Origin of the sequence: Eubacterium sp. 14-2 (assembly GCF_000403845.2) — a bacterium.
Taxonomy (GTDB): Bacteria; Bacillota; Clostridia; order Lachnospirales; family Lachnospiraceae; genus Petralouisia.
In genome coordinates this window covers 1857381-1880600 of the sequence record NZ_KE159567.1, presented here as the reverse complement: position 1 = coordinate 1880600, position 23220 = coordinate 1857381, and the positions used below count along the sequence as shown (strand labels likewise).

30 protein-coding genes are annotated in these 23220 nt (G+C 43.4%); 12 read left to right on the top strand and 18 right to left on the bottom strand.

The genetic code is table 11. From position 1 onward, the window contains the following. Positions 1 to 107 precede the first annotated feature (107 nt). The 8 genes from rplU to rsfS all read left to right on the top strand — a co-directional run bounded on the left by rplU (position 108) and on the right by rsfS (position 4346). Positions 108 to 413 carry a 50S ribosomal protein L21 gene (rplU, locus tag C805_RS15805; RefSeq protein ID WP_016214907.1) on the top strand — a complete coding sequence of 102 codons (306 nt, stop codon included), beginning with the start codon at positions 108 to 110 and terminating at the stop codon, positions 411 to 413. A gap of 14 nt (positions 414 to 427) precedes the next feature. Then, a complete protein-coding gene (locus C805_RS15800; RefSeq protein ID WP_016214906.1) occupies positions 428 to 757 on the top strand; it encodes a ribosomal-processing cysteine protease Prp in 330 nt (109 codons plus the stop codon). A gap of 3 nt (positions 758 to 760) precedes the next feature. Next, positions 761 to 1054 (top strand): 50S ribosomal protein L27, encoded by a 294-nt coding sequence (gene rpmA / locus C805_RS15795; RefSeq protein WP_016214905.1) that lies wholly within the window; start codon positions 761 to 763, stop codon positions 1052 to 1054. 113 nt (positions 1055 to 1167) lie between these two features. Next, positions 1168 to 2454: a GTPase ObgE gene (obgE, locus tag C805_RS15790; RefSeq protein WP_016214904.1), complete on the top strand. Its 1287-nt coding sequence runs from the start codon at positions 1168 to 1170 to the stop codon at positions 2452 to 2454. A gap of 26 nt (positions 2455 to 2480) precedes the next feature. Then, complete coding sequence (gene yhbY, locus C805_RS15785; RefSeq protein WP_034775639.1) at positions 2481 to 2771, top strand: ribosome assembly RNA-binding protein YhbY; 291 nt, start codon at positions 2481 to 2483, stop codon at positions 2769 to 2771. Positions 2772 to 2783: 12 nt separating this feature from the next. Continuing rightward, a complete protein-coding gene (nadD, locus tag C805_RS15780; protein WP_016214902.1) occupies positions 2784 to 3461 on the top strand; it encodes a nicotinate-nucleotide adenylyltransferase in 678 nt (225 codons plus the stop codon). Continuing rightward, positions 3415 to 3996 (top strand): bis(5'-nucleosyl)-tetraphosphatase (symmetrical) YqeK, encoded by a 582-nt coding sequence (yqeK, locus tag C805_RS15775; RefSeq protein ID WP_016214901.1) that lies wholly within the window; start codon positions 3415 to 3417, stop codon positions 3994 to 3996. Before nadD ends, yqeK begins: the two co-directional genes overlap by 47 nt. After that, positions 3996 to 4346 (top strand): ribosome silencing factor, encoded by a 351-nt coding sequence (rsfS, locus tag C805_RS15770; RefSeq protein ID WP_016214900.1) that lies wholly within the window; start codon positions 3996 to 3998, stop codon positions 4344 to 4346. The genes yqeK and rsfS overlap by 1 nt, the downstream gene beginning before the upstream one ends. Before the next feature lie 122 nt (positions 4347 to 4468). On the opposite strand, the gene lexA is transcribed toward rsfS, so the two are convergent. Continuing rightward, positions 4469 to 5086 carry a transcriptional repressor LexA gene (gene lexA, locus C805_RS15765; RefSeq protein WP_016214899.1) on the bottom strand — a complete coding sequence of 206 codons (618 nt, stop codon included), beginning with the start codon at positions 5084 to 5086 and terminating at the stop codon, positions 4469 to 4471. Positions 5087 to 5255: 169 nt separating this feature from the next. On the opposite strand from lexA, the gene C805_RS15760 reads away from it, so the two are divergent. The 3 genes from C805_RS15760 to C805_RS15750 all read left to right on the top strand — a co-directional run bounded on the left by C805_RS15760 (position 5256) and on the right by C805_RS15750 (position 7396). After that, positions 5256 to 5636, top strand: a complete 381-nt coding sequence (locus C805_RS15760; protein ID WP_016214898.1) for a LysM peptidoglycan-binding domain-containing protein — start codon at positions 5256 to 5258, stop codon at positions 5634 to 5636. 126 nt (positions 5637 to 5762) lie between these two features. After that, complete coding sequence (gene dtd, locus C805_RS15755; RefSeq protein WP_016214897.1) at positions 5763 to 6260, top strand: D-aminoacyl-tRNA deacylase; 498 nt, start codon at positions 5763 to 5765, stop codon at positions 6258 to 6260. A 71-nt stretch (positions 6261 to 6331) separates the two neighbouring features. Then, positions 6332 to 7396 (top strand): tyrosine-type recombinase/integrase, encoded by a 1065-nt coding sequence (locus C805_RS15750; RefSeq protein WP_016214896.1) that lies wholly within the window; start codon positions 6332 to 6334, stop codon positions 7394 to 7396. 120 nt (positions 7397 to 7516) lie between these two features. Here the strand turns inward: C805_RS15750 and C805_RS15745 are convergent, their stop codons facing one another. The 8 genes from C805_RS15745 to C805_RS15710 form a co-directional block, all read right to left on the bottom strand. Beyond that, positions 7517 to 8173 carry a cytidylate kinase-like family protein gene (locus tag C805_RS15745; RefSeq protein WP_016214895.1) on the bottom strand — a complete coding sequence of 219 codons (657 nt, stop codon included), beginning with the start codon at positions 8171 to 8173 and terminating at the stop codon, positions 7517 to 7519. Between the two features lie 149 nt (positions 8174 to 8322). Further along, positions 8323 to 9231, bottom strand: coding sequence for an RluA family pseudouridine synthase (locus tag C805_RS15740; RefSeq protein ID WP_031201122.1), 909 nt, complete (start codon positions 9229 to 9231; stop codon positions 8323 to 8325). Between the two features lie 131 nt (positions 9232 to 9362). Then, entirely contained in the window at positions 9363 to 9902 is a 540-nt protein-coding gene (gene lspA / locus C805_RS15735; RefSeq protein ID WP_016214893.1) for a signal peptidase II, read from the bottom strand. After that, positions 9899 to 10990: a 3-dehydroquinate synthase gene (aroB, locus tag C805_RS15730; RefSeq protein ID WP_016214892.1), complete on the bottom strand. Its 1092-nt coding sequence runs from the start codon at positions 10988 to 10990 to the stop codon at positions 9899 to 9901. The genes lspA and aroB overlap by 4 nt, the downstream gene beginning before the upstream one ends. Before the next feature lie 14 nt (positions 10991 to 11004). Beyond that, positions 11005 to 11766 carry a YlmH family RNA-binding protein gene (locus C805_RS15725; protein WP_016214891.1) on the bottom strand — a complete coding sequence of 254 codons (762 nt, stop codon included), beginning with the start codon at positions 11764 to 11766 and terminating at the stop codon, positions 11005 to 11007. Between the two features lie 3 nt (positions 11767 to 11769). Continuing rightward, complete coding sequence (locus tag C805_RS15720; protein ID WP_016214890.1) at positions 11770 to 12288, bottom strand: cell division protein SepF; 519 nt, start codon at positions 12286 to 12288, stop codon at positions 11770 to 11772. Between the two features lie 12 nt (positions 12289 to 12300). After that, positions 12301 to 13008 (bottom strand): YggS family pyridoxal phosphate-dependent enzyme, encoded by a 708-nt coding sequence (locus tag C805_RS15715; protein WP_016214889.1) that lies wholly within the window; start codon positions 13006 to 13008, stop codon positions 12301 to 12303. Between the two features lie 24 nt (positions 13009 to 13032). Beyond that, positions 13033 to 14418 carry a biotin/lipoyl attachment domain-containing protein gene (locus C805_RS15710; protein ID WP_016214888.1) on the bottom strand — a complete coding sequence of 462 codons (1386 nt, stop codon included), beginning with the start codon at positions 14416 to 14418 and terminating at the stop codon, positions 13033 to 13035. A gap of 148 nt (positions 14419 to 14566) precedes the next feature. Between C805_RS15710 and C805_RS15705 the strand changes: the two genes are divergently transcribed. Further along, entirely contained in the window at positions 14567 to 14779 is a 213-nt protein-coding gene (locus C805_RS15705) for a DUF378 domain-containing protein (protein ID WP_016214887.1), read from the top strand. 128 nt (positions 14780 to 14907) lie between these two features. Here the strand turns inward: C805_RS15705 and C805_RS15700 are convergent, their stop codons facing one another. The 9 genes from C805_RS15700 to mreD all read right to left on the bottom strand — a co-directional run bounded on the left by C805_RS15700 (position 14908) and on the right by mreD (position 23220). Next, entirely contained in the window at positions 14908 to 15327 is a 420-nt protein-coding gene (locus C805_RS15700; RefSeq protein ID WP_016214886.1) for a hypothetical protein, read from the bottom strand. Between the two features lie 147 nt (positions 15328 to 15474). Beyond that, complete coding sequence (locus C805_RS15695) at positions 15475 to 16464, bottom strand: D-alanyl-D-alanine carboxypeptidase family protein (RefSeq protein WP_016214885.1); 990 nt, start codon at positions 16462 to 16464, stop codon at positions 15475 to 15477. Then, entirely contained in the window at positions 16448 to 16843 is a 396-nt protein-coding gene (locus C805_RS15690) for a methylglyoxal synthase (protein WP_016214884.1), read from the bottom strand. Before C805_RS15690 ends, C805_RS15695 begins: the two co-directional genes overlap by 17 nt. 1 nt (position 16844) lies before the next feature. After that, positions 16845 to 17969, bottom strand: a complete 1125-nt coding sequence (locus C805_RS15685; protein WP_016214883.1) for an FtsW/RodA/SpoVE family cell cycle protein — start codon at positions 17967 to 17969, stop codon at positions 16845 to 16847. 34 nt (positions 17970 to 18003) lie between these two features. Beyond that, positions 18004 to 18285 (bottom strand): cell division topological specificity factor MinE, encoded by a 282-nt coding sequence (gene minE, locus C805_RS15680; RefSeq protein WP_016214882.1) that lies wholly within the window; start codon positions 18283 to 18285, stop codon positions 18004 to 18006. Positions 18286 to 18297: 12 nt separating this feature from the next. Further along, on the bottom strand, positions 18298 to 19089 hold the full coding sequence (gene minD, locus C805_RS15675; protein WP_016214881.1) for a septum site-determining protein MinD: 792 nt from the start codon (positions 19087 to 19089) through the stop codon (positions 18298 to 18300). A 21-nt stretch (positions 19090 to 19110) separates the two neighbouring features. Continuing rightward, entirely contained in the window at positions 19111 to 19797 is a 687-nt protein-coding gene (gene minC, locus C805_RS15670) for a septum site-determining protein MinC (RefSeq protein ID WP_371197632.1), read from the bottom strand. A gap of 11 nt (positions 19798 to 19808) precedes the next feature. Then, positions 19809 to 22697, bottom strand: coding sequence for a penicillin-binding transpeptidase domain-containing protein (locus C805_RS15665; RefSeq protein WP_016214879.1), 2889 nt, complete (start codon positions 22695 to 22697; stop codon positions 19809 to 19811). Next, positions 22690 to 23220, bottom strand: a complete 531-nt coding sequence (mreD, locus tag C805_RS15660) for a rod shape-determining protein MreD (RefSeq protein ID WP_016214878.1) — start codon at positions 23218 to 23220, stop codon at positions 22690 to 22692. Before mreD ends, C805_RS15665 begins: the two co-directional genes overlap by 8 nt.

Sequence of the window (23220 nt, the reverse complement as noted above, 5' to 3'; positions counted from 1 at the left end):
TGTCATCGTTTTTATGCTATTCTCTATGAGTATGCCGCACAGTGAGGTTTAAAAGACTGCAATTGCAGCACCATAACTGGCGAGTAATGATAAATAGGAGGTGCCATATGTACGCAATTATAGCAACAGGTGGTAAACAGTACAAAGTATCCGAAGGCGATATCATTACCATTGAAAAACTTGGTCTGGAAGCTGGTGAGAAAGTTACTTTTGACGATGTACTGGCAGTAAACGACGGTTCTTTAAAAGTTGGAACAGACGCAGCAAATGCAACAGTTGAGGCTTCTGTAGTGGAAAACGGAAGAGGAAAAAAAGTCATCGTTTACAAGTATAAGAGAAAAACCGGCTATCACAAGAAGAACGGTCACAGACAGTCCTTCACCAAAGTAAAGATTGAAAAGATTAATGGTTAAGTGACAGGAATATTATGATCTGTATCACGGTTTATAAAAACAGAGAACAGGATTACACAGCATTTCGCTGTATGGGGCATGCGGGATACGCTGTCTCAGGAGAGGATATTGTCTGCGCCGCAGTTTCAGTTCTGGTAATAAATACCATCAACTCTGTGGAACAGCTTGTATCAGACAGGTTCCGGCTGGTAACAGACGCCGATACGGGACTGATTGATTTTTCCCTGAAAGAGGGATATTCCGAACACTCCCTGCTGTTGCTCCGTTCACTGGTTTTGGGTTTACAGGGAATACAGAAAAATTACGGCAAAAAGTATGTTTCGCTTACATTCGAGGAGGTGTAGAACATGTTGAATATGAATCTTCAGTTTTTCGCTCATAAAAAGGGAGTTGGTTCTACCAAGAACGGCAGAGATTCCGAATCTAAACGGTTAGGTGCAAAAAGAGCTGACGGACAGTTTGTTAAGGCTGGAAATATTTTATACAGACAGCGCGGAACCAGAATTCACCCTGGAGTGAATGTTGGAAAGGGCGGAGATGATACATTATTCGCCAAGGTTGACGGCGTTCTGAGATTTGAAAGAAAAGGAAGAGACAAAAAGCAGGCTTCCGTATATCCAGTAGCAGGCAACGAACAGTAGATTGCATGATACGACTGATAGACTCGACTGAATAGCCGGGTCTATTCTTTTCATTCGGCCAAAATTTTTCTTAAAAATGAAAAGTTGTTTATCACAATTATGAGGTATAAATCATGTTTGCAGACAGTGCAAAAATAATAATAAAATCAGGGAAAGGCGGCGATGGACACGTCTCTTTCCGGCGGGAAAAATACGTTCCCAACGGCGGGCCTGACGGAGGCGACGGGGGCCACGGAGGAAACCTGATTTTTCAGGTGGATGAAGGTCTGAATACCCTTACCGATTTCAGACACAGACGAAAATATGCGGCTGAAAACGGAGAAGACGGTAAGAAACGCAACTGCCATGGAAAAAACGGAGAGGATCTTATTGTAAAAGTACCTGCCGGAACCATTATCCGTGACGCGGAAAGCGACAGGGTAATTGCAGATATGTCCGGAGAGAACAAACATCAGATTATTCTAAAAGGCGGAAGAGGGGGGCTTGGAAACCAGCATTTTGCCACTGCCACCATGCAGGCGCCGAAATACGCCCAGCCCGGACAGCCCGGCATAGAGTTGGAAGTTCGTCTGGAACTGAAAGTAATTGCAGATGTGGGACTGGTAGGATTTCCAAATGTGGGGAAATCCACGCTGCTGTCAAGAGTAACCAATGCCCGGCCCAAAATTGCAAATTATCATTTCACCACATTAAATCCCAATCTGGGCGTGGTAGACCTGGAAGGCACCGGAGGATTTGTGATTGCAGATATTCCCGGATTAATTGAAGGTGCTTCAAAAGGAGTGGGGCTTGGTCATGCTTTCCTGAAGCATATTGAACGTACCAGAGTTATGATTCACATGGTAGATGCCGCTTCTGTCGAAGGAAGAGATCCTGTGGCAGATATTTATGCCATCAACCAGGAGCTGGAAAACTACAATCCGGAACTGTTAAAAAAGCCCCAGGTCATTGCCGCAAATAAAACAGACGCCATCTATGATGAATCAGAAAGTGCCATTCCCATATTAAAAGAAGAATTTGAATCCCAGGGAATCCGGGTTTTTCCCATATCTGCTGTCAGCGGGCAGGGATTAAAGGAACTGCTGTACTATGTAAATGAACTTCTTTCCGGTATGGATGATACTCCCATCGTCTATGAGCAGGAGTTCTTCCCTGAGACCGTCATGCTGCAGGAAGAAGCATATACGGTGGAATACAGTGAAGAAGACGATGTCTATGTGGTAGAAGGTCCGAAAATCGAAAAAATGCTTGGATATACCAACATTGATTCAGAAAAAGGATTTCTGTTTTTCCAGAAATTTCTGCGGGAACAGGGAATTCTGGAAGATCTGGAGAAAGCCGGAATTTCAGAAGGAGATACCGTACGGATGTACGGACTGGAATTTGATTACTACAAATAAGACCTCAGAAAGGATATGTCATGAATATTACAAGTAAGCAGCGCGCGTATTTAAAAGGCCTGGCCAACAGCAGAGATGCTATTTTTCAGGTGGGCAAATCAAGTCTGACGCCGGAAATGGTGACTGCGGTGGACGAAGCACTGGAAAAAAGAGAACTGATAAAGCTCTCCGTATTAAAAAACTGTTTCGACAATCCCAATGAAATTGCTGACACCCTGGCAGAACGCACCCACGCTCTGGTGGTCCAGGTTATCGGAAAGAAAATTATATTATACCGTCCCGCAAAAAAGGAGCCGAAAATTCAACTGCCGAAATAGCAGGGGTGTATTATGAAAAAAAACACAGTACAAAGAATCGGGATTATGGGCGGAACCTTTGACCCCATCCATTACGGCCACCTGATGATTGCAGAAAATGCCAGAGAACAGTTCAATCTTGAAAAAGTATTATTTCTGCCTACAGGCCATTCCCCCCACAAGCAGGAACAGTATGTGACCGATTCCCTTCACCGCTGCCGGATGGTCTCTCTGGCTATTGCCGACAACCCTGTATTTTCACTGAATAAGATGGAAGTGGAATCTCAGGAAACCAGTTACACCTATGTTACCATGCAGAAATTAAAGGAAGCTTATACAAATGCGGAATTATTTTTCATTCTGGGTGCAGATTCACTCTTTGATTTTGAGCTTTGGCGGAAACCAGAGGAAATCCTGAAAAGCTGCCGTATTCTGGCGGCCTGCCGCAAACACAGGCAGGAAGAAGGATTTTTCCGGCAAATTGCATACCTGAATGAAAAATACCAGGACAGATTTTTTCCGCTGGATACTCCCAATCTGGAAGTATCTTCTCAGGATATCCGCAGGAGACTGCAGTATGGCCGAACCATCCGATATCTTGTTCCGGAAACAGTAGAATCTTATATCAGAAAACATCATTTATATGAAGGGGAGGAAGCAGAAGTTGAAACGAACGGAAATCGAGAAGAAACTGAAAAAGGAACTGGATAAGGAACGGTTCACACACACCCTTGGCGTGATGTATACCGCCGCAGCACTGGCAATGGCATACCATGCCGATCTGGAGCAGGCCATGTATGCAGGACTGTTGCACGACTGTGCAAAATGCGTTTCCAACCGGGACAAATTTAAACTGTGCAAAAAATATGATATCCCCATTTCCCCTTCTGAGGAGAGAAGTCCTTTTCTGCTTCATGCAAAGCTGGGAGCTCTTTTTGCGCAAAAATACTACGAAACAGAAGACGCAGATATCCTTCATGCCATTCAGGTGCATACAACCGGAGCGCCGGAAATGAACATGCTGGACAAAATTATTTATATTGCTGATTATATTGAACCAAACCGGGACAAAGCGCCGCATCTGGAAGAAGTACGGAAAATGGCATTTGAAGATCTGGACCGGACCATGCTGAAAATCCTTTCCGATACGCTGGACTATCTGAAAAGAAAAGGCGGTGAACTTGATCCCATGACCATAGAGGCTTATCAGTATTTTAAAAATCAGGCAAAACAGGAGGACATATAATGGATATTTCCCGTGAAATGGCAAAGGCTGCCTGCCATGCATTAAGTGAAAAAAAGGCAGAAGAAGTACGCGTAATTGACATCAGCGAAATTTCTCCGCTGGCTGATTACTTTGTAATCGCAACCGGAGGAAATGTCAACCAGATTCAGGCTATGGTGGATGCTGTAGAGGAAGAGTTGGGCAAAGCCGGCCATACACCGAAACAAATCGAAGGCAACCGCAGCTCCAGCTGGGTTCTCATGGATTACCGCGATATTATCGTTCATGTATTTTCCAAAGAGGATCGTCTGTTTTATGACCTGGAACGAATCTGGACAGACGGCAAAAAGATTGCAGCAGAAGATTTATAAAATATAGAAGGAACTGTCCTTGCAGCAGCAGGACAGTTTTGTCTTACGGGAAATACTTTCACACATTAGCGTGACAGGGTCTTTCCTGTAAGATAAAAAGAATGCGCCATGCGCATTCTTTTTTATTCAAAAAAACGAAATACTCCAAATACCTTTCCAAGAATAGAGCATTCTTCTACAATAATTGGCTCCATGGAATCATTCTCCGGCTGAAGGCGGTAATAACCGTCCTCTTTATAAAAGGTTTTCACAGTGGCAGAATCATCCACCAGTGCAACTACCATATCCCCGTTGGATGCAGTGGACTGACGCTGGACCAGAATATTATCACCGTCAAAAATGCCTGCATTTATCATGCTTTCTCCCTTTACACGAAGCATAAAACTTTCCTCATTGGGCATATATTCCGAAGGTACGGGAAAATAGGCTTCAATATTCTCCACTGCCAACAGCGGCTGTCCGGCAGCAACACGTCCCAGAAGGGGCACATTCACCACTTCACGGCGCACCAGATTAAAGGTATCATCTATAATTTCAATCGCTCTTGGCTTGGTGGGATCTCTCCGGATATAACCATTCTTCTCCAGTGTTTCCAGATGAGAATGAACAGAAGATGTGGACTTCAGATGAACAGCTTCACAGATATCACGCACTGCGGGCGGATAGCCCCGATTCAGAATTTCGCTCTTGATATATTCCAGGATTTCTTTCTGTTTCTCACTTATTTTACCATATGCCATAATCGTACCTCCCAAACTTTAACTGTTTTTATCTTAACACACATTTCTCTGAAATGCAAACACATATTCCGAAAATTTGTTCTCAAATTCTCTTGACAAATGTATGTTCGCAATTTATAATCAGTGTAAACAAACGTTCTGAAAATATGTTCGCCCGGAGGAAAATACAATGAGATACCATAATACAGATAAAGGGATATCAGAAAGATTTGATCTGTACATCAGAATTTGTCAGTTCATGAAAATTTATCAGTATAAGAAGGCTCTGTTTCTGACAGGAATGATTCTTATCTGCTGTATTTTTGCAGGAATTCTTCTGTTTCACCGGAAAACGCCGGCAGCAGCAGAAGCAGACACCGGTTTCAAATCCTATACAAGTATTGAAATTAAATCCGGTGACAGTCTCTGGAGCATTGCTTCAGAATATATGACGGAAGATTATGACAGCGTTCAGGAATATGTGAGAGAGATTAAGTCATTAAACGGCCTTGGCGGCGACGAGATTCATGCGGGAAAGTTTTTGCTTATACCATATTATCTCCAGCCATAAAAAAGTACCGGCATTCAGCTTTTTCTTTCCGGAACAGAATAAAATTCAATGTAATTTCTTGTGTTTTTCATTTAACAGGACTATAATAAAAAGGATATATACACACTGAAATTTTTGGAGGCATTTATGCGATTTATGATTCAGCGCGTCACAGAAGCGCAGGTAACCGTAGAACAGGAAATAATTGGAAAAATTGGGAACGGATTTCTGGTATTTATCGGAATCAGCCATCAGGATACCCGTGAAATTGCAGATAAGATGATTCGGAAACTGATCGGAATGCGGATTTTCAGCGATGAAAACGGGAAAACAAATCTGTCCCTCCAGGATATTTCCGGAGAATTATTATTAATTTCACAGTTTACATTGTATGCTGACTGTAAAAAAGGCAATCGTCCTTCCTTTACAAAAGCCGGTCATCCAAAACTGGCAGAAGATTTATACGAATACATTATTTCTGAATGCAGAAAACAGATTCCCGCAGTGGAAACCGGGGCCTTCGGCGCTGATATGAAAATTTCTCTGCTAAACGACGGACCCTTTACCATATTACTGGATTCAGAAGAAATAGTACACAGCGCTTCCCGACATATCAGTTCGCGAAATGTTGATTTTACGAACTGATATGTTAGAAAAGCAAACTGCTCACAGGATTCCCCAGCTTTTGAAGGAACGGAAAAGAAAGGATTTTTTTCATGGATTATGTTGAAAAAATTAATCTGGAAAACAAACGAAAATTACAGGGCCTGTTAAAGGAACTTCCAAAATTCTGCGGAGATTTTTTCCGGTACCTGGATACCAGAAATACAGCATCCAGAACCAGATTATCTTATGGATATGATATTCGTATTTTTTTTGAATTTATACAGGAAAATAATCCCGTATATGCCAGAATGCCCATGCATGACATTCCCATATCCGTACTGGATGAAATGACTCCGGTAGATATTGAGGAATATCTGGCCTACCTGTCCTATTACGAAAAAAGAGACGGACAGGCTGTTACCAATGGTGAAAAAGGGAAGTCCCGAAAACTTTCGGCCATCCGTACCATGTATAATTACTATTTTAAAAAGGAATTTATCAAAACAAATGCTCCTTCCATGATAGAAACCCCGAAAAAGCATAAAGAAAATATTATCCGTCTCGACAAGGATGAAGTTGCAGAACTGATTTCCACAGTGGAAAACGGAAGTTCTCTCACTGCGAAGCAGCTTGCCTCCCACCAGAAAACAAAATATCGGGATATTGCCATTCTGACTCTGCTGCTTGGAACAGGCATTCGGGTATCGGAATGCGTGGGACTGGATATCAATGATGTGAGTTTCAAACATTATGGTATGCGGGTTGTACGAAAAGGCGGAAATGAGTCCATGGTTTACTTTGGAGAGGAAGTAAGCAATGCATTACTGGATTATCTGGAACTGGAACGTCCCATTTTAGCAGAAAAAGCCTTGCCGGAACATGAAAATGCACTGTTTCTCTCTCTGAAATACAGCCGGCTTACTACCCGTGCTGTGGAAAAACTGGTAAAGAAATATACGGACGCTGCAAAAATCAATAAAAAAATTACGCCCCACAAGCTGCGAAGCACTTATGGGACGAATCTTTATAAAGAAACAGGCGACATTTATCTGGTAGCCGATGCACTGGGCCATAAAAGCGTCGAAACAACACGCCAGCACTACGCAGCCATTGACGATGAACGCCGCAAACTTGCAGGAAAATTTTCCGGAAGTATCTTTCAGGAAGATAACTGAATTGCCCCTCCTCTTCGTCGGCGGCATGACGTCGCCTGCATTTTAATTCGGCTTCGCCGATGCAGCTTCCTTTTTTGTATTGCCCCCTCCCTTCGTCGGCGGCATATCAGTCGCTGCATTTTAATTCGGCTTCGCCGATGCAGCTTCCTTCTGGTATTTTTTTCGAATATCCATATAGTTCAGAATTATCTCACCGCAACCCTGAAGTCCAAGCTGGCTGCTGTCCAGTGTTAAATGATAGCTTCTGGAATCGCCCCATCTTTTACTGGAATAATAGTTATAGTAACTTGCACGTTTCTTATCCGTTTTATGAATCATATCCGTGGCCTTTTCTCTTGAAAGGTCGAAAGTTTTCATAATATGGTCAATGCGGAATTCCATATCTGCATGGATGAAAACATTAATGCAGTTTGGATGCTCAGCCAGTGCATAATCTGCACAGCGGCCCACAATAATGCAGGATTCCTTTTTTGCAAGGTTCTTAATGGTTTCAAACTGCGCCAGAAAAACTTTATGATTCAGGGGCATATCCAGAAAAGGTGCAGAGGCATACCCGCTGACAGAATAAGTATCCATAACCAGCGAATAGAGAAAACTGCTGGTTGGCTTTTCATCATGATTTTCAAAAATTTCCTGACATAATCCGCTTTCTTTTGCAGCCATGGAAAGTAATTCCTTGTCATAGCACTTTACCTTTAATTTATCCGAGAGCATCCGTCCTACGTCAAGACCGCCGCTGCCAAATTCCCGTCCAATGGTAATTACAAATTGTTCCATACATATACCACCTTTCCATCTGTTCTGTCATCAGTCTGATATGTCATTTTTCCTGAGCAGAAGCCTTCCCATAACTCGGATGATTCGTTAAAGAAAGGACTCTCCTTAAAAATATTATACCACAGTCCCTTCAAAATGTATATACGGTTTCAAAGAGGGTTCTTCTCCAGAAGCTGCCTGAAATACTCAGGCAGCGGAGCTGTTACTTCAAGATATGCTCCGGTGGTGGGATGAATGAATCCTATGACTGCAGCATGCAGTGTCTGGCCCTGCAGGTGCCAGGGGTTCTTTCCGTTTCCATAGAGACTGTCTCCCAGAAGAGGATGCCCCATGCCCGCCATATGAACACGAATCTGATGGGTACGTCCTGTTTCCAGCTTAAATTCCATATAAGTGTGTTTTGAAAAGCGCTGCAGGACCTGATAATGGGTCACTGCTCTCCTGCCATTTGCCACATTAACTGCCATTTTTTTGCGTTCAACGGGATGCCGGCCAATGGTGGTTTCAATGGTACCCGTATCCTGTTTCACAATTCCTTTTACGATTCCAAGGTAACGCCTCGTAACAGAATGCTCCTTAATCTGTTCTGCAATCCTGATATGGGCATTGTCATTTTTGCAGACAATCAGAGCTCCGGTGGTATCCATGTCAATCCGGTGTACAATACCAGGCCGTATATGGCCGTTGATCCCGGAAAGGCTGTCCCTGCAGTGATACATCACTGCATTTACCAGAGTGCCGGAGCTATGACCTGCCGATGGATGTACCACCATGCCTTTGGGCTTGTTTACCACCAGAAGGTCAGCGTCCTCATAAAGAATATCCAGAGGAATCGGTTCCGGAAGAATTTCCGGCTCCTGCGCCGGAGGAACTGTAAGCTGTATCAGATCTTTTTCAGACACCCGGTAATTGGATTTCTGAGATTTCTGATTAACAAGAACCTGGCCTTCTCTTATCAGTTTCTGAAGAAAGGAACGGGAGGAATCTTTACAGACTTCAGAGAGAAATTTGTCCAGACGCTCTCCGCTCTGCTCCGGATTTACCTGATATTCCTGTATGCTGCTCTGTTCCTGTTCCCGGAACGGATCTGAGTCCTGCGCCTGATTCTCCTGCAAATCCCCTTCGAATTCCTCTTCCCATATTGCATCCGTATTTTCAGAAAAAAAGTCCTCCACTGCTCTGCCTCCTGTTACTCCTGTCCTTCTTCTGGCTCATGTTTCCTTTTGCGGAAAGGCCAGAGCACCTCCAGTTCTTCTTCCTTATAATAAAAGAGAACCAGTATCAGCAAAAGCGCCATTCCCACAGTGACATAGATGTCAGCCACATTAAAAATCGGAAAGTTAATCAGTTCAAAATAAAAGAAATCTATTACATAATTCAGCCGCAGCCGGTCAATCAGATTTCCCAGTGCCCCTGCGGTTAAAAGAACCAGTATAAACCGGAGCCAGCGATACTTTTTATCCATGGGAATCCGGAAATATACCAGAACCATCAGCATAAGCATAAGCAGCGTACTGATTACAAACCACAGCTTCTGACCCTGCATAAGGCCAAATGCCGCACCCTGGTTTTCCAGATAATGAAGCTGGAAAACATCCGGAATCAGTATAAGAGAACTGCTGTCCTTCAAATGGATGACTGCCAGATATTTTGTAATCTGATCCAGCATCAGCAGCAAAATGGTACTGACTGCATAGATGATACAACTGTTTCGCTTTTTTATATTCATAAAATATATCTTATCCCTTCTAAAATTTCAGAATCTGTCAGTTCCTTCGTGATATAAGATTCTCCCAGGGCGTTCAGCAGGATGAATTTTATTTTTCCGGACTCCATCTTTTTATCCAGTTTTGTAGCTGCCAGAATTTCTTCCGGGCTGTGAGAAAAACCCTCAAGAGATGTGGGTAATCCACAGCTTTGCAGAATTGTTTTCAGTTCTTCCAGCTGTTCCTGGGAAACAGTTCCTTTCAGACAGGAGATATAACCGGCGCTTACCATGCCAAGGGCCACACATTCTCCATGGCACAGGGAAAAATCCGACAATTTTTCAATGGCATGTCCAATGGTATGTCCAAAATTCAGCAAAGCGCGTTCTCCCTGTTCCTTTGGATCGCGTTCCACCACAGCTCCTTTAATCCGGCAGCTTCTGTAAATCATTTCCTCCATAACAGAATAATCCTGTGCCAGGATTTCCCGGCTGCGGCTGCGGATAAAATCCGTATAATTGCGGTCTTTGATAAATCCATGTTTGATTATTTCCGCCATACCTGCAGTGAACTGACGTTCCGGTAATGTTTTCAGGGTAGAAATATTCATATAGACCAGTTTCGGCATGTAAAAGGCCCCTACCATATTTTTATACTGCTGAAAATTCACTCCGGTTTTTCCTCCAATACTGCTGTCCGTCTGTGCCAGCAGAGAAGTGGGAACCTGTACAAAATCAATGCCCCGCAGGTATGTGGCTGCCGCAAACCCGGTTAAATCTCCCACCACTCCGCCGCCCAGAGCGATTAACACATCTTTACGATCAAAGGAATTCTGAATCAGATGACGGTAAACTGCTCCTACGGTATCTGTATTCTTGCTGGCCTCTCCTGCCGGAAAACAAAAAGAAGTACAGCAGGAAAAAACTGGCTCCAGAAGTGATTTCAGCTCTTCCAGATACCATTTTTCCACATTGGATTCGGTGATGATACATGCCCGGTTCCTGCCGTATCCAAGTCCCTTTAACTGTTCCGCAAGCATACTGAAGTCCGGCTGAATTTCAATATTGTAACATGGTTTTCCCTCATAAGAAACTGTTATTGTTTTTCCCATAATCATTCCTCAATTCAGATATATTTTTCATACTGTATTTTCATACGTCCTTTCCGTGTCTCTCCCCTGCAGCCCAGAAACCGGAACCGCCCCAGGGAACGCACGGAAATCAGTTCCTGCTCTTTACATTCATAAGTGGTCTGAAGAATTTCCCTGTTATTGATGAACACCCGCCCGCCCCGAATCCACTGGCTGGCCTGAGAACGTGATATTTTACAGAGACATGCAATGATACTGTCCAGACGGTTGGAAGTTATAATTCCCTCCCCGGATTCTTTTTTCGGCTCCAGGGAAATTTCCCCTGGTTCAGCCAGTTTAGTACAAACTGTGGTATGACGTATTCTGGTAAGTTCTTCCATAATGTATTTTGCATTCTTTTCATGGCAGAATACATAAATCGCATGTTCATCCACCAGAATATCCCCCAGCCTGGAACGCTCAAGTCCCAGATTCATCAGGCTTCCAAGCACATCCCGGTGACTCAGTTCCTCTGCAAATTTTTTATTTACAGGTGTGACTTTCAAACAGGAAACCGGAAATTTCCAGGTATAACAAAGAGCATCAGGTAAAAATGCAATCATCTGACGCTCACTTAATTCATATCCGCCGGATAATACAAAGTCGCAGCAGAGTTCAGGACCCTGGCGGCGGAAAATATTCAATTCGTTTAAATTTAAAAATTCACTGAATACAACGATGTTTTTCTGCTGTGCCTGTCTGGATAAATCAATAAAACGTTTCGCCAGTAATTTTTCGTCCCTTGTCATCTCTGCCATTTTCTAAAAATCCCTCTGAATGGCAGGTACGTCAAAGGCATCCATAATATTGGCAAAATCACCGGAAATATCCACGCTGGGCGGAGTAATGATAAATATGTAATTGGAAATTTTCTGAAGATTGCCGCTGATGGCAAAACAGGAACCGGAAGTGAAATCTATGATACGCTGGGCGATATCCACGTCCAGACCCTCCACATTTAATACAACTGTCCGGTTCAGCAGCAATGTCTCTGTGATTTCCCGTGCATCTTCCACTGTGGTGGGCTTTATTACACATACTTCCATACCGTTTGCCTGTCTTTTGGAAGGGCGCATGGGCGTCACTTTCGGCGTTTTTACCGGACGAGGACGCTTTTCTTCAAAATCATCTTCTTCGTCTTCTGCTTCTTTTTCTTTCAGAAAACTCTTCCGTTTGGGCTTTTCTTCTTCATAATCATCATCATAGAAGTCGTCGTCATAAAAATCGTCATCATCTGAATTCAGCCTCATAACATCTAAAAATTTATCCAGCATTCCCATAATAGTCTCCCTTTAATCAGTTTCACAGGTCTTCTGATAATTCCGTTCACCAAAAATACCTGTGCCAACGCGAACCATGGTGGCTCCTTCTTCTATGGCTACCATGTAGTCACCTGTCATGCCCATGGAGAGCACAGACATACTTACATTATCAATGTTTTTCCGCATTATGTCAACAGATAATTGCCGGATTTGGCGAAAATATTCCCGATTATCTTCCGGATTCTCCACAAAAGGAGCAATTGTCATAAGGCCTTTGATGTGAATATGGGGAAGCCTGGCAATTTCTTCCACAAGACAAAAAGCCTCTTCCCTGGAAGTACCAAACTTACTTTCTTCCTGAGCAATATTGACTTCCACCAGAATATCCGCTTCCACCCGTTTCTTCTTTGCCTGTGCACTGATTTCCTCTGCCAGACGAAAGGAATCCACAGAATGAATCAGACATACTTTATCCACAATATATTTTACTTTATTTCTCTGGAGATGTCCAATCATATGCCAGTGGATGTCAGGTGGCAGAACCGGATATTTATCCATAATTTCCTGTACTTTATTTTCTCCGAATTCCCGGCTTCCGTCTTCATATGCTTCTTTCAGCATGGGAACGGGCTTGGTTTTACTGACGGCAATCAGCGTTACCTCCTTCGGATTCCTTCCGGATTTTTCACATGCCTTCCGGATATTTTCCTGTACCTGCAATAAATTTTCTTTTACCATAATATATCATCCTCCTGAGGTAACTTATCGAATAATTTCATTTTCTTTAATTAACGAGGCATCCAGCGCAATGTGGTCATAAAGAGAAATGCCGTAACTGGTTCCCGTATCCACAATGGTATATTCCTGATTCTGAAACAGAATCTCCACTTTGCGGAATACCGCATACCCTCTGTTAATATTGAACACTCCCGGCAGAGATTCCGTTTCCGACAGAGTAAATTTGTCACTGGAATCTGATTTTATCAGAATATCCCCCTTACTCAGAGCAGAATTTGCAATATAGTATCTGTCTTCTGTTTCTTCCGCAACCGTAACTTCCGTAAATTCCATAACAGTTTTGCCCTCGTCGTCCTTATACTGGCGTGTAACACCGCTGTTCCCGTCATCCCCGCCTTTGGTGAGAAAATCTTTTGGTATGAGAAAGAAATCTTTTTTCGTCAGGGCCTTATTTGGTATTTTCAGTCCATTCGTATCTGACAGCAGCAGTTTCACGTCCAGATAGCGGTCTGCAGCAAACCGGACAGCGGAATTCTGGAAGGTCAGTATCAGATACCAGTCATCCTCCTGATTTAAAATCCGGGAAACTCCCCAGGCAGTGGAATTGTCTTTTTTGAACTCCACCTGGATATTAGACTCCCTGGCCAGATCGTTAGCCAGTTCCTGTTCCACCGGAACGACCAGATTCCAGATTTCACTGGTAATCATCTTATATGCAGGTTCTCCGGCAGTTACCTGCTCTCTGGAAATCAGATTTTTTTTCTGATGGGCAGAGGCGTCAAAAATATCTTTTGTAAAATTTTCCGTCGTCACATTTTCCAGACCGTCTGTATTATATACCACTATGCCAGGCTCTGAAGCCTGATGGATATGGAATCCGGAAGTCCCCTCCTGGTAATGGTCCAGACTGGACAAAGCATTGGCGCTTATGGCTTCCATCAGCTCCGCTTCCATATCATACTGAAACGTGTATACCTTATAAAAGTCCTCGTTGGAATAATCCAGCACAAAATTTGATGCTGTTTTCTCCAGTTCATCATAGGAACCTTTTTCGGAAAAAAGCTGCCCGTCGTTCTGACTGGTAATTTCCTTATAAAAATCTCCGCTTTCATCCACAGAATACACATAGGTATTAACACTGACCTTCGCAGCATCCCGGTTATAATAATTGATATAACCGGAATTCTCCGCCTGAAACACTTTTTCTTCCCGCAGAATAACGCCGGTATACGTGTGATTCTGAGTAATGGTTCCCTGCGTTACCTCATAGACTGCCACCTGTCCTGCAGTAAAATACTGGAAAATATTGTAAACCATATATACAAAAATAATAAGAAAAACAACAACACCTATATTGAAATGAGATGCTCTGTGAAATTTTACAACTTTTTTGCTATTTTTTTTTGCCATAAATGTTAAGTCCTGTTTCTGTGGTTGTACCTAATGGAAAGTTACAGATATTCTATCATTTTGAAAGCACAAACTCAAGTACCATGAATTTCCAACATGATTTTTTTTCGTCTGGAAATACTAAATTCATGTAAAAGGAGGAATGCATATGAATACCAAAGGTTTGGATTACACACTGCTGGCGCTTGTGATTATAGGCGCAGTCAATTGGGGACTGATCGGTTTATTCCGTTTTGACCTGGTATCATTTCTGTTCGGCGATATGAGCTGGCTCACCCGGATTATCTATGGAATCGTAGGAATCGGCGGTCTGTATCTCTGCAGCGTTTTTGGACGTATCCGTTCCATCAACGAAGCCTGACATCAGGCAGAATTTTCTGCAGGAAACGAATATATTTTCAATCAAAGGGGTTATCGCTGCGTACTCGATAACCCCTTTTGTATATGTTCTTCATGTGGATGCGGACCTGTCCGCTTTTTCTGATCGTTCTACAGAGACACGATTACCTTACCTTTGGTACATTCAGGCAGGTCTCTCTCATTCATGGAAATGCTTAAAACAAAATTAACACGGAATTTATCGCTGATAGAGTCCAGCTTTGCGATAGCATGGCTGATATCGCTGCCCTCTAACATTGCAATGGTAAGGAAACTGTCTAAATACATTTCTTCCAGATCGTGATCCTGAGAGATAATCCCACAGAGGAATCCCAGAAATTCATCACAATTTGAAATCATATAATCCGAAACATTAATCAGACGAACTTTATTACTCAGCTCATACATATGCTTCTGGCTTTTATCCAGATACACGATATTACCGGTGGCAGATTTTACCGATTCGTTTACCCTCTCCAATAAATGTTTTGTCTTACCTTTTCCCTTTTCGCCAGCTATAATTTGTACCATGACAATCTCCTCCTAGTCTCAGCCGAATTTATGCAAAATAGATAACTCCCTCCCCAAAATTTCAAAGTTCATTCTCAATTTTGCATGACAATAATGCTTTTAATATGGTAATTATAGTATATATTTACAGGAAATTCAACTGCTAATTCAAATTTCTTTTAGTAATTCTGTCATTTCTTCATAAAGGCCGTCTGCATTATCCGCCTTGAAAACAATGGAAATAACAGGAATCTCTCCTTTCCTGCTGAAGAGCACCAGACAGGAGCCTGCATCACTGGTGGTCCCTGTTTTTCCTCCGACAATCTGAATCCCTTCCGGTACCTCTTTTTCTCCGTTCAGAAACTTGTTGGTACTCTTCCATTCTTTTGTAACAGCCTGACCGGAAGCGTCAGTCAGCTCTCCGGTATGGGAAGAAGCGCTGATAATTTTTACAAATTCTTCCTTTTGCATGGCCCCCTGAAAAATCAGATACATATCGTACACGGTGGTATAATGTTCTTCATTCTGCAGACCATGGGCATTTACAAAATGGGAATTGGTGGCGCCCAGAGCCTTTGCCTCTTCATTCATCAGCTTTGCAAATTCTTCCGTGCTTCCGGAAACCAGATCTGCTATGACATTTGCAGCGTCATTTCCGCTGCAAAGAATCAGGCCATACAGTAAATGCTCCAGTGTGGTGGTTTCTCCCACCTTCAGCCCGCAGACAGATGATCCCGGCTCCAGCTGAAGTTCCGCTTCCGTCACCGTGGCAGTATCTGTCAGGTTCCCATGCTTTATAGCCACATAAGCAGTCAGAATCTTGGTGGTACTTGCCGGATACAGCCGCTCATGCACATTTTTTCCAAAAACCATTTTATTTTCTTCTAAATTAAACAGCCCGGCAGCCTGAGAAAGAGAATCTGTCACGTTTTCACTTAAAATATTCTCATTGCCTGCCACACAGAGTTCTTCTGCAAAAAAGGTACTGGATGATACGGCGCCGCTGTCACTTTCCACAGTAAGTCCGTATATTCCGGGACTTTCCGCAATGTCATAGGCATGTTCAACCGTTACCTTTTCCCCGCAGCCGCAAAGCAGTGCCAGGGACAGCATAAACCCCGCAATTCTGACTGATTTTTTTCTATTTATACATTTCACGCCACTCTAAATCTCCTCTGTCCAGTGATTTGATTAACAGTTCTGCTGTGGCAAGGTTGGTTGCCAGTGGAATATTATGGGTATCACACAGATGAACCACATTATTGACATCCGGCTCATGTGATTTCGGCGTCAGAGGGTCTCGCAGAAAAATTACAAGATCAACCTGGTTATGCTCTATCTGGGCACCAAGCTGCTGGGCACCTCCCAGATGTCCTGCCAGATATTTGTGTATCGAAAGATTCGTTACTTCTTCAATAAGCCTTCCGGTGGTTCCTGTTGCATACAGCTCATTTTTACAGAGTATCCCCCGATACGCAATGCAAAAATTCTGCATTAATTTTTTCTTCGAGTCATGTGCGATTAATCCAATATTCATTCTAAAAACCCTCCATTCTGTATTTTAGAGGCTGAAGCCCTACATTCAATACAAGTCCAATCCCAATAAACAGGCTCACCAGTGAGGTAAGTCCGTAGCTGACAAAGGGCAGCGGCAAACCGGTATTCGGCATCAGTCCGGTTACCACACAAATATTAACGAACGTCTGAAATCCAACCCAGGCAGCGACTCCGCCGCAGATCAGCCGGCCGGACAAGTCTTTTGCCTTTCTCCCAATTAAAATGCATTCGATTACGATTAACAGCAGCAGCAGCAATATGGCGGCTCCTCCCACAAATCCCAGTTCTTCTCCGGCAACTGCAAAAATAAAATCTGTCTGAGGCTCCGGAATATAATTTCCATTTTTTACCGAAAAGGCCGTATCATTGTTCAGTCCCTTCCCCCACAGCTGTCCGGAACCGATAGCCATAATGGAATTCTGCTGCTGATATGCGTCTTTCGCGTATTTTTCCGGCTGCAGCCAGGCCATAATACGCCGCCACTGATAATTATCAAGAATTTGCTGATTCGGCTGCAGAATCAGGTAAATGAACAGCGTTCCGGCCGGAACCAGCACCGCCAGCACGCCTGCTATTATTTTATAACTTAATCCGCCCAAAAACAAGAGTGCAATAAAAATTATTGCCACAACAATACTGGTTGACAAATCCGGCTGCTGCTCAATCATGACCCAGGGAATAAAAATCAGAACTCCGGAAATCAGAATCACAGGCAGTGTATTGAGTTTCTCCTGATACTTCGAAAAAAACCAGGAAAAAAACAGAATCAACAGGATTTTTGACAGTTCAGAAGGCTGGAATCGAAAACCTGCTATCTCAATCCAGCGTCCTGCTCCTCCGGCCTGATGTCCGAATACATGAAAGGTAATCAGCGAAAGAAGCCCTATATTGAAAAAATAAATCAGCCAGTTGAAACGCAGAATAAAGGAATAATCAATCATGGAGACAATCACCATCACAAACAGTCCCAGCAGAAGTCCGAACACCTGTTTCGACTGCACCGCTTTCTGGGCGCTTCCAATTACACTGATTCCAAGCATGGTAAGCGCCACCACATAAATTACCAAACGAAAATTGTAGTTTTTAATCTGATATTGTTTCAACATAATTCCGGTCCTTTATCCAAATTTCTGCATTCTATTACTGGGAATTATTGGGATGCTTCATATCCTTAATAGGAATATTGGCATACAGTGCAGGTACATTCCCGTTGTTCCCCTCTGATTCTGTCTGGGTGATCTGAATATCCAGTCCGTCTGCATCAATCTCCATATACTTTGAGATTACCTGGATAATATCATTTTTTATCATTTCCATCACATCCGGAGAACAGTTTGCGCGGTCGGAAACCAACAGTAATTTTAATCGGTCTTTGGCAATATCCCCGGAGGTTTTCTTCTTAAATAAATCCATTAAACCCATACTGGTTTCCTCCTAATTTTTTTTGAAAATTTCTTTCAGTTTCCCCCATACGCTGGATTTAATTTCCAAATCCAGAAATGGTACTTCCTCTCCCAGAATCCTGTGGCAGATATTGGCAAATGCTTTTCCTGCCAGACAGTCTGAACCCACCAGCGGTTCTCCCTGGTTTGTGGAAATAACAATCTGTTCGTCATCCGGCACTGCGCCAATCAGATCTATGGCGAGGATATCCGTCACATCATTGATATTCATCATATCCCCCCGTTTTACCATATCCATACGCAGACGGTTGACAATCAGCTCTGTTTTCTTCACCTCATTGGCTCCCAGAAGGCCGATAATGCGGTCTGCATCGCGAATGGCGGAAACCTCAGGCGTGGTAACCACCAGCGCCCGGTCTGCCCCTGCAATGGCATTTTTAAATCCCTGTTCAATTCCCGCCGGGCAGTCCAGCAGAATATAGTCAAATTCCTCTCTCAGTTCTTCAATCAGCTTAATCATCTGTTCCGGCGACACGGCAGATTTGTCTCTGGTCTGGGCAGAAGGCAGCAGAGAAAGATTGGGATAACGCTTATCCTTAATCAGAGCCTGCTTCATACGGCAGTTTCCTTCCACCACATCCACCAGATTGTAAACAATGCGGTTTTCCAGCCCCATAACCACATCCAGATTCCGAAGTCCGATATCGGTGTCAATCAGCACTACTTTTTTGTCCAGCTGTGCCAGACCTGTTCCCACATTCGCTGTAGTGGTGGTTTTTCCAACTCCGCCCTTGCCTGATGTTATAACAATTACTTCACTCATCCTACTATATCCTCCTGCTTTTTATATATTATTCAAAAGACCCTTTGTAATCGGCTCGATGTAGATATTGCCGTCTTTTACGATGGCTACCTGAGGTTCCGACACAACTTTCTGCTTTTTCAGACGTCTTTTTCCGGTTACCTTATCGGCGCTCCTTCCCATTACATCCCCGATCTTAATCTGAATGGGGTCCATATCCAGAGCGGCCACAAAGGCCTGTTCATTGCCGTTCGCCCCCGCGTAGGCATTGCCTTTCAGCGCCCCCAGCACCACAATATTTCCTTTGGAAATCACTTTTGCCCCCGGATTGATATCCCCAAGGATAACAATACTGGTCTCACAGTCCAGAACCTGGCCGGAACGAAGGGTTCCCTTGTAAAATTCTCCGGTTTTTCCCGCCTGTTCATCCTCAAAACGCTCAATTTTCTGGCGAATCAGTTCCTCTTTCAGCGCATCGTTGTCCAGAATACAGATAATATTGATGGATGTATGATCCGTAATGGTTTCCACAATGCGAAACTCTTCCTCCTGCGTCAGTTTTCTTCCCTCAAAAGAAATGGCCATTTTGGCATTTTTAAAAAATCCTTCGGAATCTTTAAACCGTTCCCGAATACAGTCCAGCAGCGACTCAAAATCCATGCTGTCATCCAGAATCAGATTGATTCCGTACTTGTTACTCTTCAATACCACTGGCTTTGACAAATTCATCCCTCCAAACTCTAATCTGCAAATCCGTTTGCTGTACTTTCGATGTCTTCCGCCTGTCCGTTCAGCAATGTGTCTTTATCTGCAAGTTTAAAATAATATTTCAGGATATTGCTGGACACTTCCACTGCATTGGCGGAAGAATATCCGTAAGCTATCCTTGTAGTGATGGCGATTTCAGGATTTTCAAAAGGCGCATATCCAATAAACAGCGCATGATTGGGCCTGGTTTCAATCTGCTGGGCAGTACCTGTTTTTCCGGCCACTGCAATGGGGAAATCTTTGAAAACGTCATTTTTTTCCGCTACCATCCGCATACCGTTCTGGATAGCGCTCCAGGAAGACGCGGATACCTCCGTAATATTCCGTATAATTTCCGGCTTAAATTCTTTCACCAGTGTTCCGTCTGAAGTGGTCTCCTTATCCAGAAGGGTCAGCTTATAAATATTTCCGCTGCTGGCCACTGCAGCCAGATATCTGGCAATCTGAGTGGTGGTAAAGTTGTGATTACTCTGTCCGATAGACGCAGTAATCGGATATTCATCTGCAATATGAGGCTTATTTTCCGGTATTTCAATCCCTGTATTTTCATCCAGCCCAAAAAGCGCCGCATATTTTTCTATGGTGGAAATTCCGCGGTTTTCATTGTAAGTGCCACCGGCAGAACTCATACGATAACCCAGCTCATAGAAAAAGTAGTTGCAGGAATCGCGGATTGCCTCGGAAATATTGATGGAACCGTGGGTGTTTCCCGGATAAATCCAGCATTTTGGAGAAGGATTGATTTCCGTGTATTCTCCTTTTGTAGCAATCTGTTCGCCTGTGCTGACCGCCCCCTCCGCCAGCGCTGCCGCTGCAGTAATGGGCTTGAAGGTAGACCCCGGCGCTGTCTGCTGCTGCGTGGCATTATTGTACTGAGGAATGGACAAATCACTCTGAAGGCTTGAAAAATATTCCGAATCCACCGTATTGGCAAGCCGGTTGGTATCATAGCCCGGATAAGTCACACAGGCCAGAAGCTCTCCCGTTTTCGGATTGATCAGGACACAGCTGGCAGTACAGGGGTCCAGAGCAAGCTGCGCAGGTGTGAGTTCCAGATTTTTAATCTTATCCCGTATAAAATTATAGGCGCTGAGACTGCCGTTCTGAAGGCCGCTTAAATCCCCCTCATTCTCCTGCAGTACCCCCTGCTCAAACAGCAGCAGACAAATCTGTGTACCCGAAATTAATTCCTGATTTATCATAAATTTGTATATTTTCTTGTTAAATTCCCGGTCTTCTTTTAAAGATTCCATAATATAATTTACAAGAGCATTATAGATTTCCGTGGAATCTGAGTACCTGGACTCCGTATCAAATTTCGTAATATCAATCCAGTTCATGGAAATGGCACGCCGCAGATATTCACAGAGACTGACCGTATCATTCTTCCATCCCTTGTAGACCTCATCCTCCGTATCTACCTCTTCGGACAGAAAAATATCATCTTCCTCCAGCATGGCGAGTATATAACTCATGTAATTCTTCTGTTCCCGGTCCAGTTCCTCGAAAGGTATGGGGGAAGCAGATGCAAACTGCTGGCGCAGGCCTTCAATCACAGCATTCTGTTTGTTCAGAAATGCGCTGTACACCTGCTGTTCCGTCTCTCTGGCGTCTTTTTCACTTAAATGGTCGATATTGATAATATTATTGTTAATCAGTGCAAAAAACACGTCATCTATCGGTATCTTAATGTCAGAAGCTGTACCGGAACTGGTATCATACTCCTTGATATTTTCAATATTGGCGTAAATAATACCGGCCAGTTCCTGTTCCAGCATACCGTAAACTGCTTTCTGCAGCTCCCAGTCTATGGACAGATAAATATCATTTCCGGAAGAAGCGTCTATCTTCTCTATCATTTCCGTAATCCGGCCCACACTGTCTGCATAGAACTTTTCCGTTCCCTTTGTCCCCTGCAGTTCCTGGTCCATGACCTGTTCAATACCGGATTTGCCAATCACGTCATTTGGCGTATAGGAATCGCTTTTTTTGGAAAGTTCATCGTATTCCGCCTGAGAAATTTTACCGGTATAGCCAATAATATGGGAAAAGTAAATACTGTCCTCATATTTGCGGATACTGTCTTCCATCACGTCAATTCCCTGAAGAATTTCAGAATTCTCCTTAATGACGGCAACGGTCTCATCACTGACATTCTGAGCAATGGTGGTCTGAACATACCGCTGATAGCTGTTCTGAGAAATGGCATACCGCAGAAGGGTAATTTTGTATGCATCGTCTTCCTCATAAAATACCGTATCCTTCGGCGCTTCATCCTTATATTCCCTGCCCTCCACATAGATGCCGAATCCCTTCTGCAGGTATTCCATTACCTGCTCCGGTGTGGCGGACCCTTCATTATAGCCTAACTTTTTATTGTATTTTAAATCGTCTGTCTTTGTATGTCCGTAGACGTCTGCAAGAAAACGTTTCAGCGCTTTCCCCGTCAGTCCAAATTCATATTCTCCTCTGTCGTTTTTCAGAATACTGAAGGTATTGGTAATGGTATCCCCCTTATCTTCTATCATATGGATAACCGTATGCAGTTCCTCGTTCATCTTCCTGTTCTTTTCATCGGTAGTGCTGTAAACTCCATTGTCCTCTATGGTAACCGAATAGGAAAGCTCATTGTAAGCCAGAAGTTTGCCGTTGCGGTCAAAAATACTCCCTCTGGTTCCGGAAGTAATCCGCTCTTTCTGAATGCGCAGGGTATAATTGTCCAGATATTCCTCTCCGTTGATAATCTGAAGTACAAAAATCCGCTGAAACAGCACAGCAAACAGCCCAATCATAACCACGCTGAGCACAAATAATCTGGAATTTATCAATTTTTTCATGAACTTTTTTAAAAACTCAAACAAATTTACCTGCACTCCTTCTTTCACTGACTTCCAGTTTCTGATTTATTTTCAGAATCACAAAATAGAGAATAATGGTTACCAGAATCGTATATACCAGCTCCGGCAGCATAATATGAATCAGATAATAGGGAAACCGAAACTTTCCTCTTAAGAAAAACAAAAACAGATACACCAGTATGTTATAGGAAAAGTCACTCATTGAAATCAAAATCAACGGCAGCTTAATATCGTCCGGGAAAAATATTTTGCGGAAAAATCCGTTAATGTAACCCAGATATGCATAGATCAGCGCATAAAATCCAATCACGCTCCCAAAAAATATGTCCAGCAAAAGGCCGCAGATCAGGCCAATCCACATGCCTTCTTTCCGGCCCCGCATAAAACCAAAGGAGGAAGTGACCACAATCAGCAGATTGGGCGAAATGGAGGCAAAGGCCAGCGCCTGAAACAGCGTGCACTGCAGCAGGAAACATATGCCGATTATTACAAATACCACCAGCTTGCGTCTCAGTCTCAGCTTCAT

Coding starts and splice junctions, on each gene's coding strand:
- C805_RS15760 (WP_016214898.1), top strand. CDS start 5,256: ATGAGATACCATAATACAGATAAAGGGATATCAGAAAGATTTGATCTG.
- lexA (WP_016214899.1), bottom strand. CDS start 5,086: ATGGCATATGGTAAAATAAGTGAGAAACAGAAAGAAATCCTGGAATAT.
- aroB (WP_016214892.1), bottom strand. CDS start 10,990: ATGGGAAAAACAATAACAGTTTCTTATGAGGGAAAACCATGTTACAAT.
- C805_RS15725 (WP_016214891.1), bottom strand. CDS start 11,766: ATGGCAGAGATGACAAGGGACGAAAAATTACTGGCGAAACGTTTTATT.
- C805_RS15750 (WP_016214896.1), top strand. CDS start 6,332: ATGGATTATGTTGAAAAAATTAATCTGGAAAACAAACGAAAATTACAG.
- rsfS (WP_016214900.1), top strand. CDS start 3,996: ATGGATATTTCCCGTGAAATGGCAAAGGCTGCCTGCCATGCATTAAGT.
- minC (WP_371197632.1), bottom strand. CDS start 19,797: ATGAATTTGTCAAAGCCAGTGGTATTGAAGAGTAACAAGTACGGAATC.
- mreD (WP_016214878.1), bottom strand. CDS start 23,220: ATGAAGCTGAGACTGAGACGCAAGCTGGTGGTATTTGTAATAATCGGC.
- dtd (WP_016214897.1), top strand. CDS start 5,763: ATGCGATTTATGATTCAGCGCGTCACAGAAGCGCAGGTAACCGTAGAA.
- C805_RS15745 (WP_016214895.1), bottom strand. CDS start 8,173: ATGGAACAATTTGTAATTACCATTGGACGGGAATTTGGCAGCGGCGGT.
- minE (WP_016214882.1), bottom strand. CDS start 18,285: ATGGGTTTAATGGATTTATTTAAGAAGAAAACCTCCGGGGATATTGCC.
- rpmA (WP_016214905.1), top strand. CDS start 761: ATGTTGAATATGAATCTTCAGTTTTTCGCTCATAAAAAGGGAGTTGGT.
- nadD (WP_016214902.1), top strand. CDS start 2,784: ATGAAAAAAAACACAGTACAAAGAATCGGGATTATGGGCGGAACCTTT.
- C805_RS15685 (WP_016214883.1), bottom strand. CDS start 17,969: ATGTTGAAACAATATCAGATTAAAAACTACAATTTTCGTTTGGTAATT.
- C805_RS15690 (WP_016214884.1), bottom strand. CDS start 16,843: ATGAATATTGGATTAATCGCACATGACTCGAAGAAAAAATTAATGCAG.
- C805_RS15705 (WP_016214887.1), top strand. CDS start 14,567: ATGAATACCAAAGGTTTGGATTACACACTGCTGGCGCTTGTGATTATA.
- C805_RS15700 (WP_016214886.1), bottom strand. CDS start 15,327: ATGGTACAAATTATAGCTGGCGAAAAGGGAAAAGGTAAGACAAAACAT.
- C805_RS15710 (WP_016214888.1), bottom strand. CDS start 14,418: ATGGCAAAAAAAAATAGCAAAAAAGTTGTAAAATTTCACAGAGCATCT.
- rplU (WP_016214907.1), top strand. CDS start 108: ATGTACGCAATTATAGCAACAGGTGGTAAACAGTACAAAGTATCCGAA.
- obgE (WP_016214904.1), top strand. CDS start 1,168: ATGTTTGCAGACAGTGCAAAAATAATAATAAAATCAGGGAAAGGCGGC.
- minD (WP_016214881.1), bottom strand. CDS start 19,089: ATGAGTGAAGTAATTGTTATAACATCAGGCAAGGGCGGAGTTGGAAAA.
- lspA (WP_016214893.1), bottom strand. CDS start 9,902: ATGAATATAAAAAAGCGAAACAGTTGTATCATCTATGCAGTCAGTACC.
- C805_RS15800 (WP_016214906.1), top strand. CDS start 428: ATGATCTGTATCACGGTTTATAAAAACAGAGAACAGGATTACACAGCA.
- C805_RS15720 (WP_016214890.1), bottom strand. CDS start 12,288: ATGGGAATGCTGGATAAATTTTTAGATGTTATGAGGCTGAATTCAGAT.
- C805_RS15715 (WP_016214889.1), bottom strand. CDS start 13,008: ATGGTAAAAGAAAATTTATTGCAGGTACAGGAAAATATCCGGAAGGCA.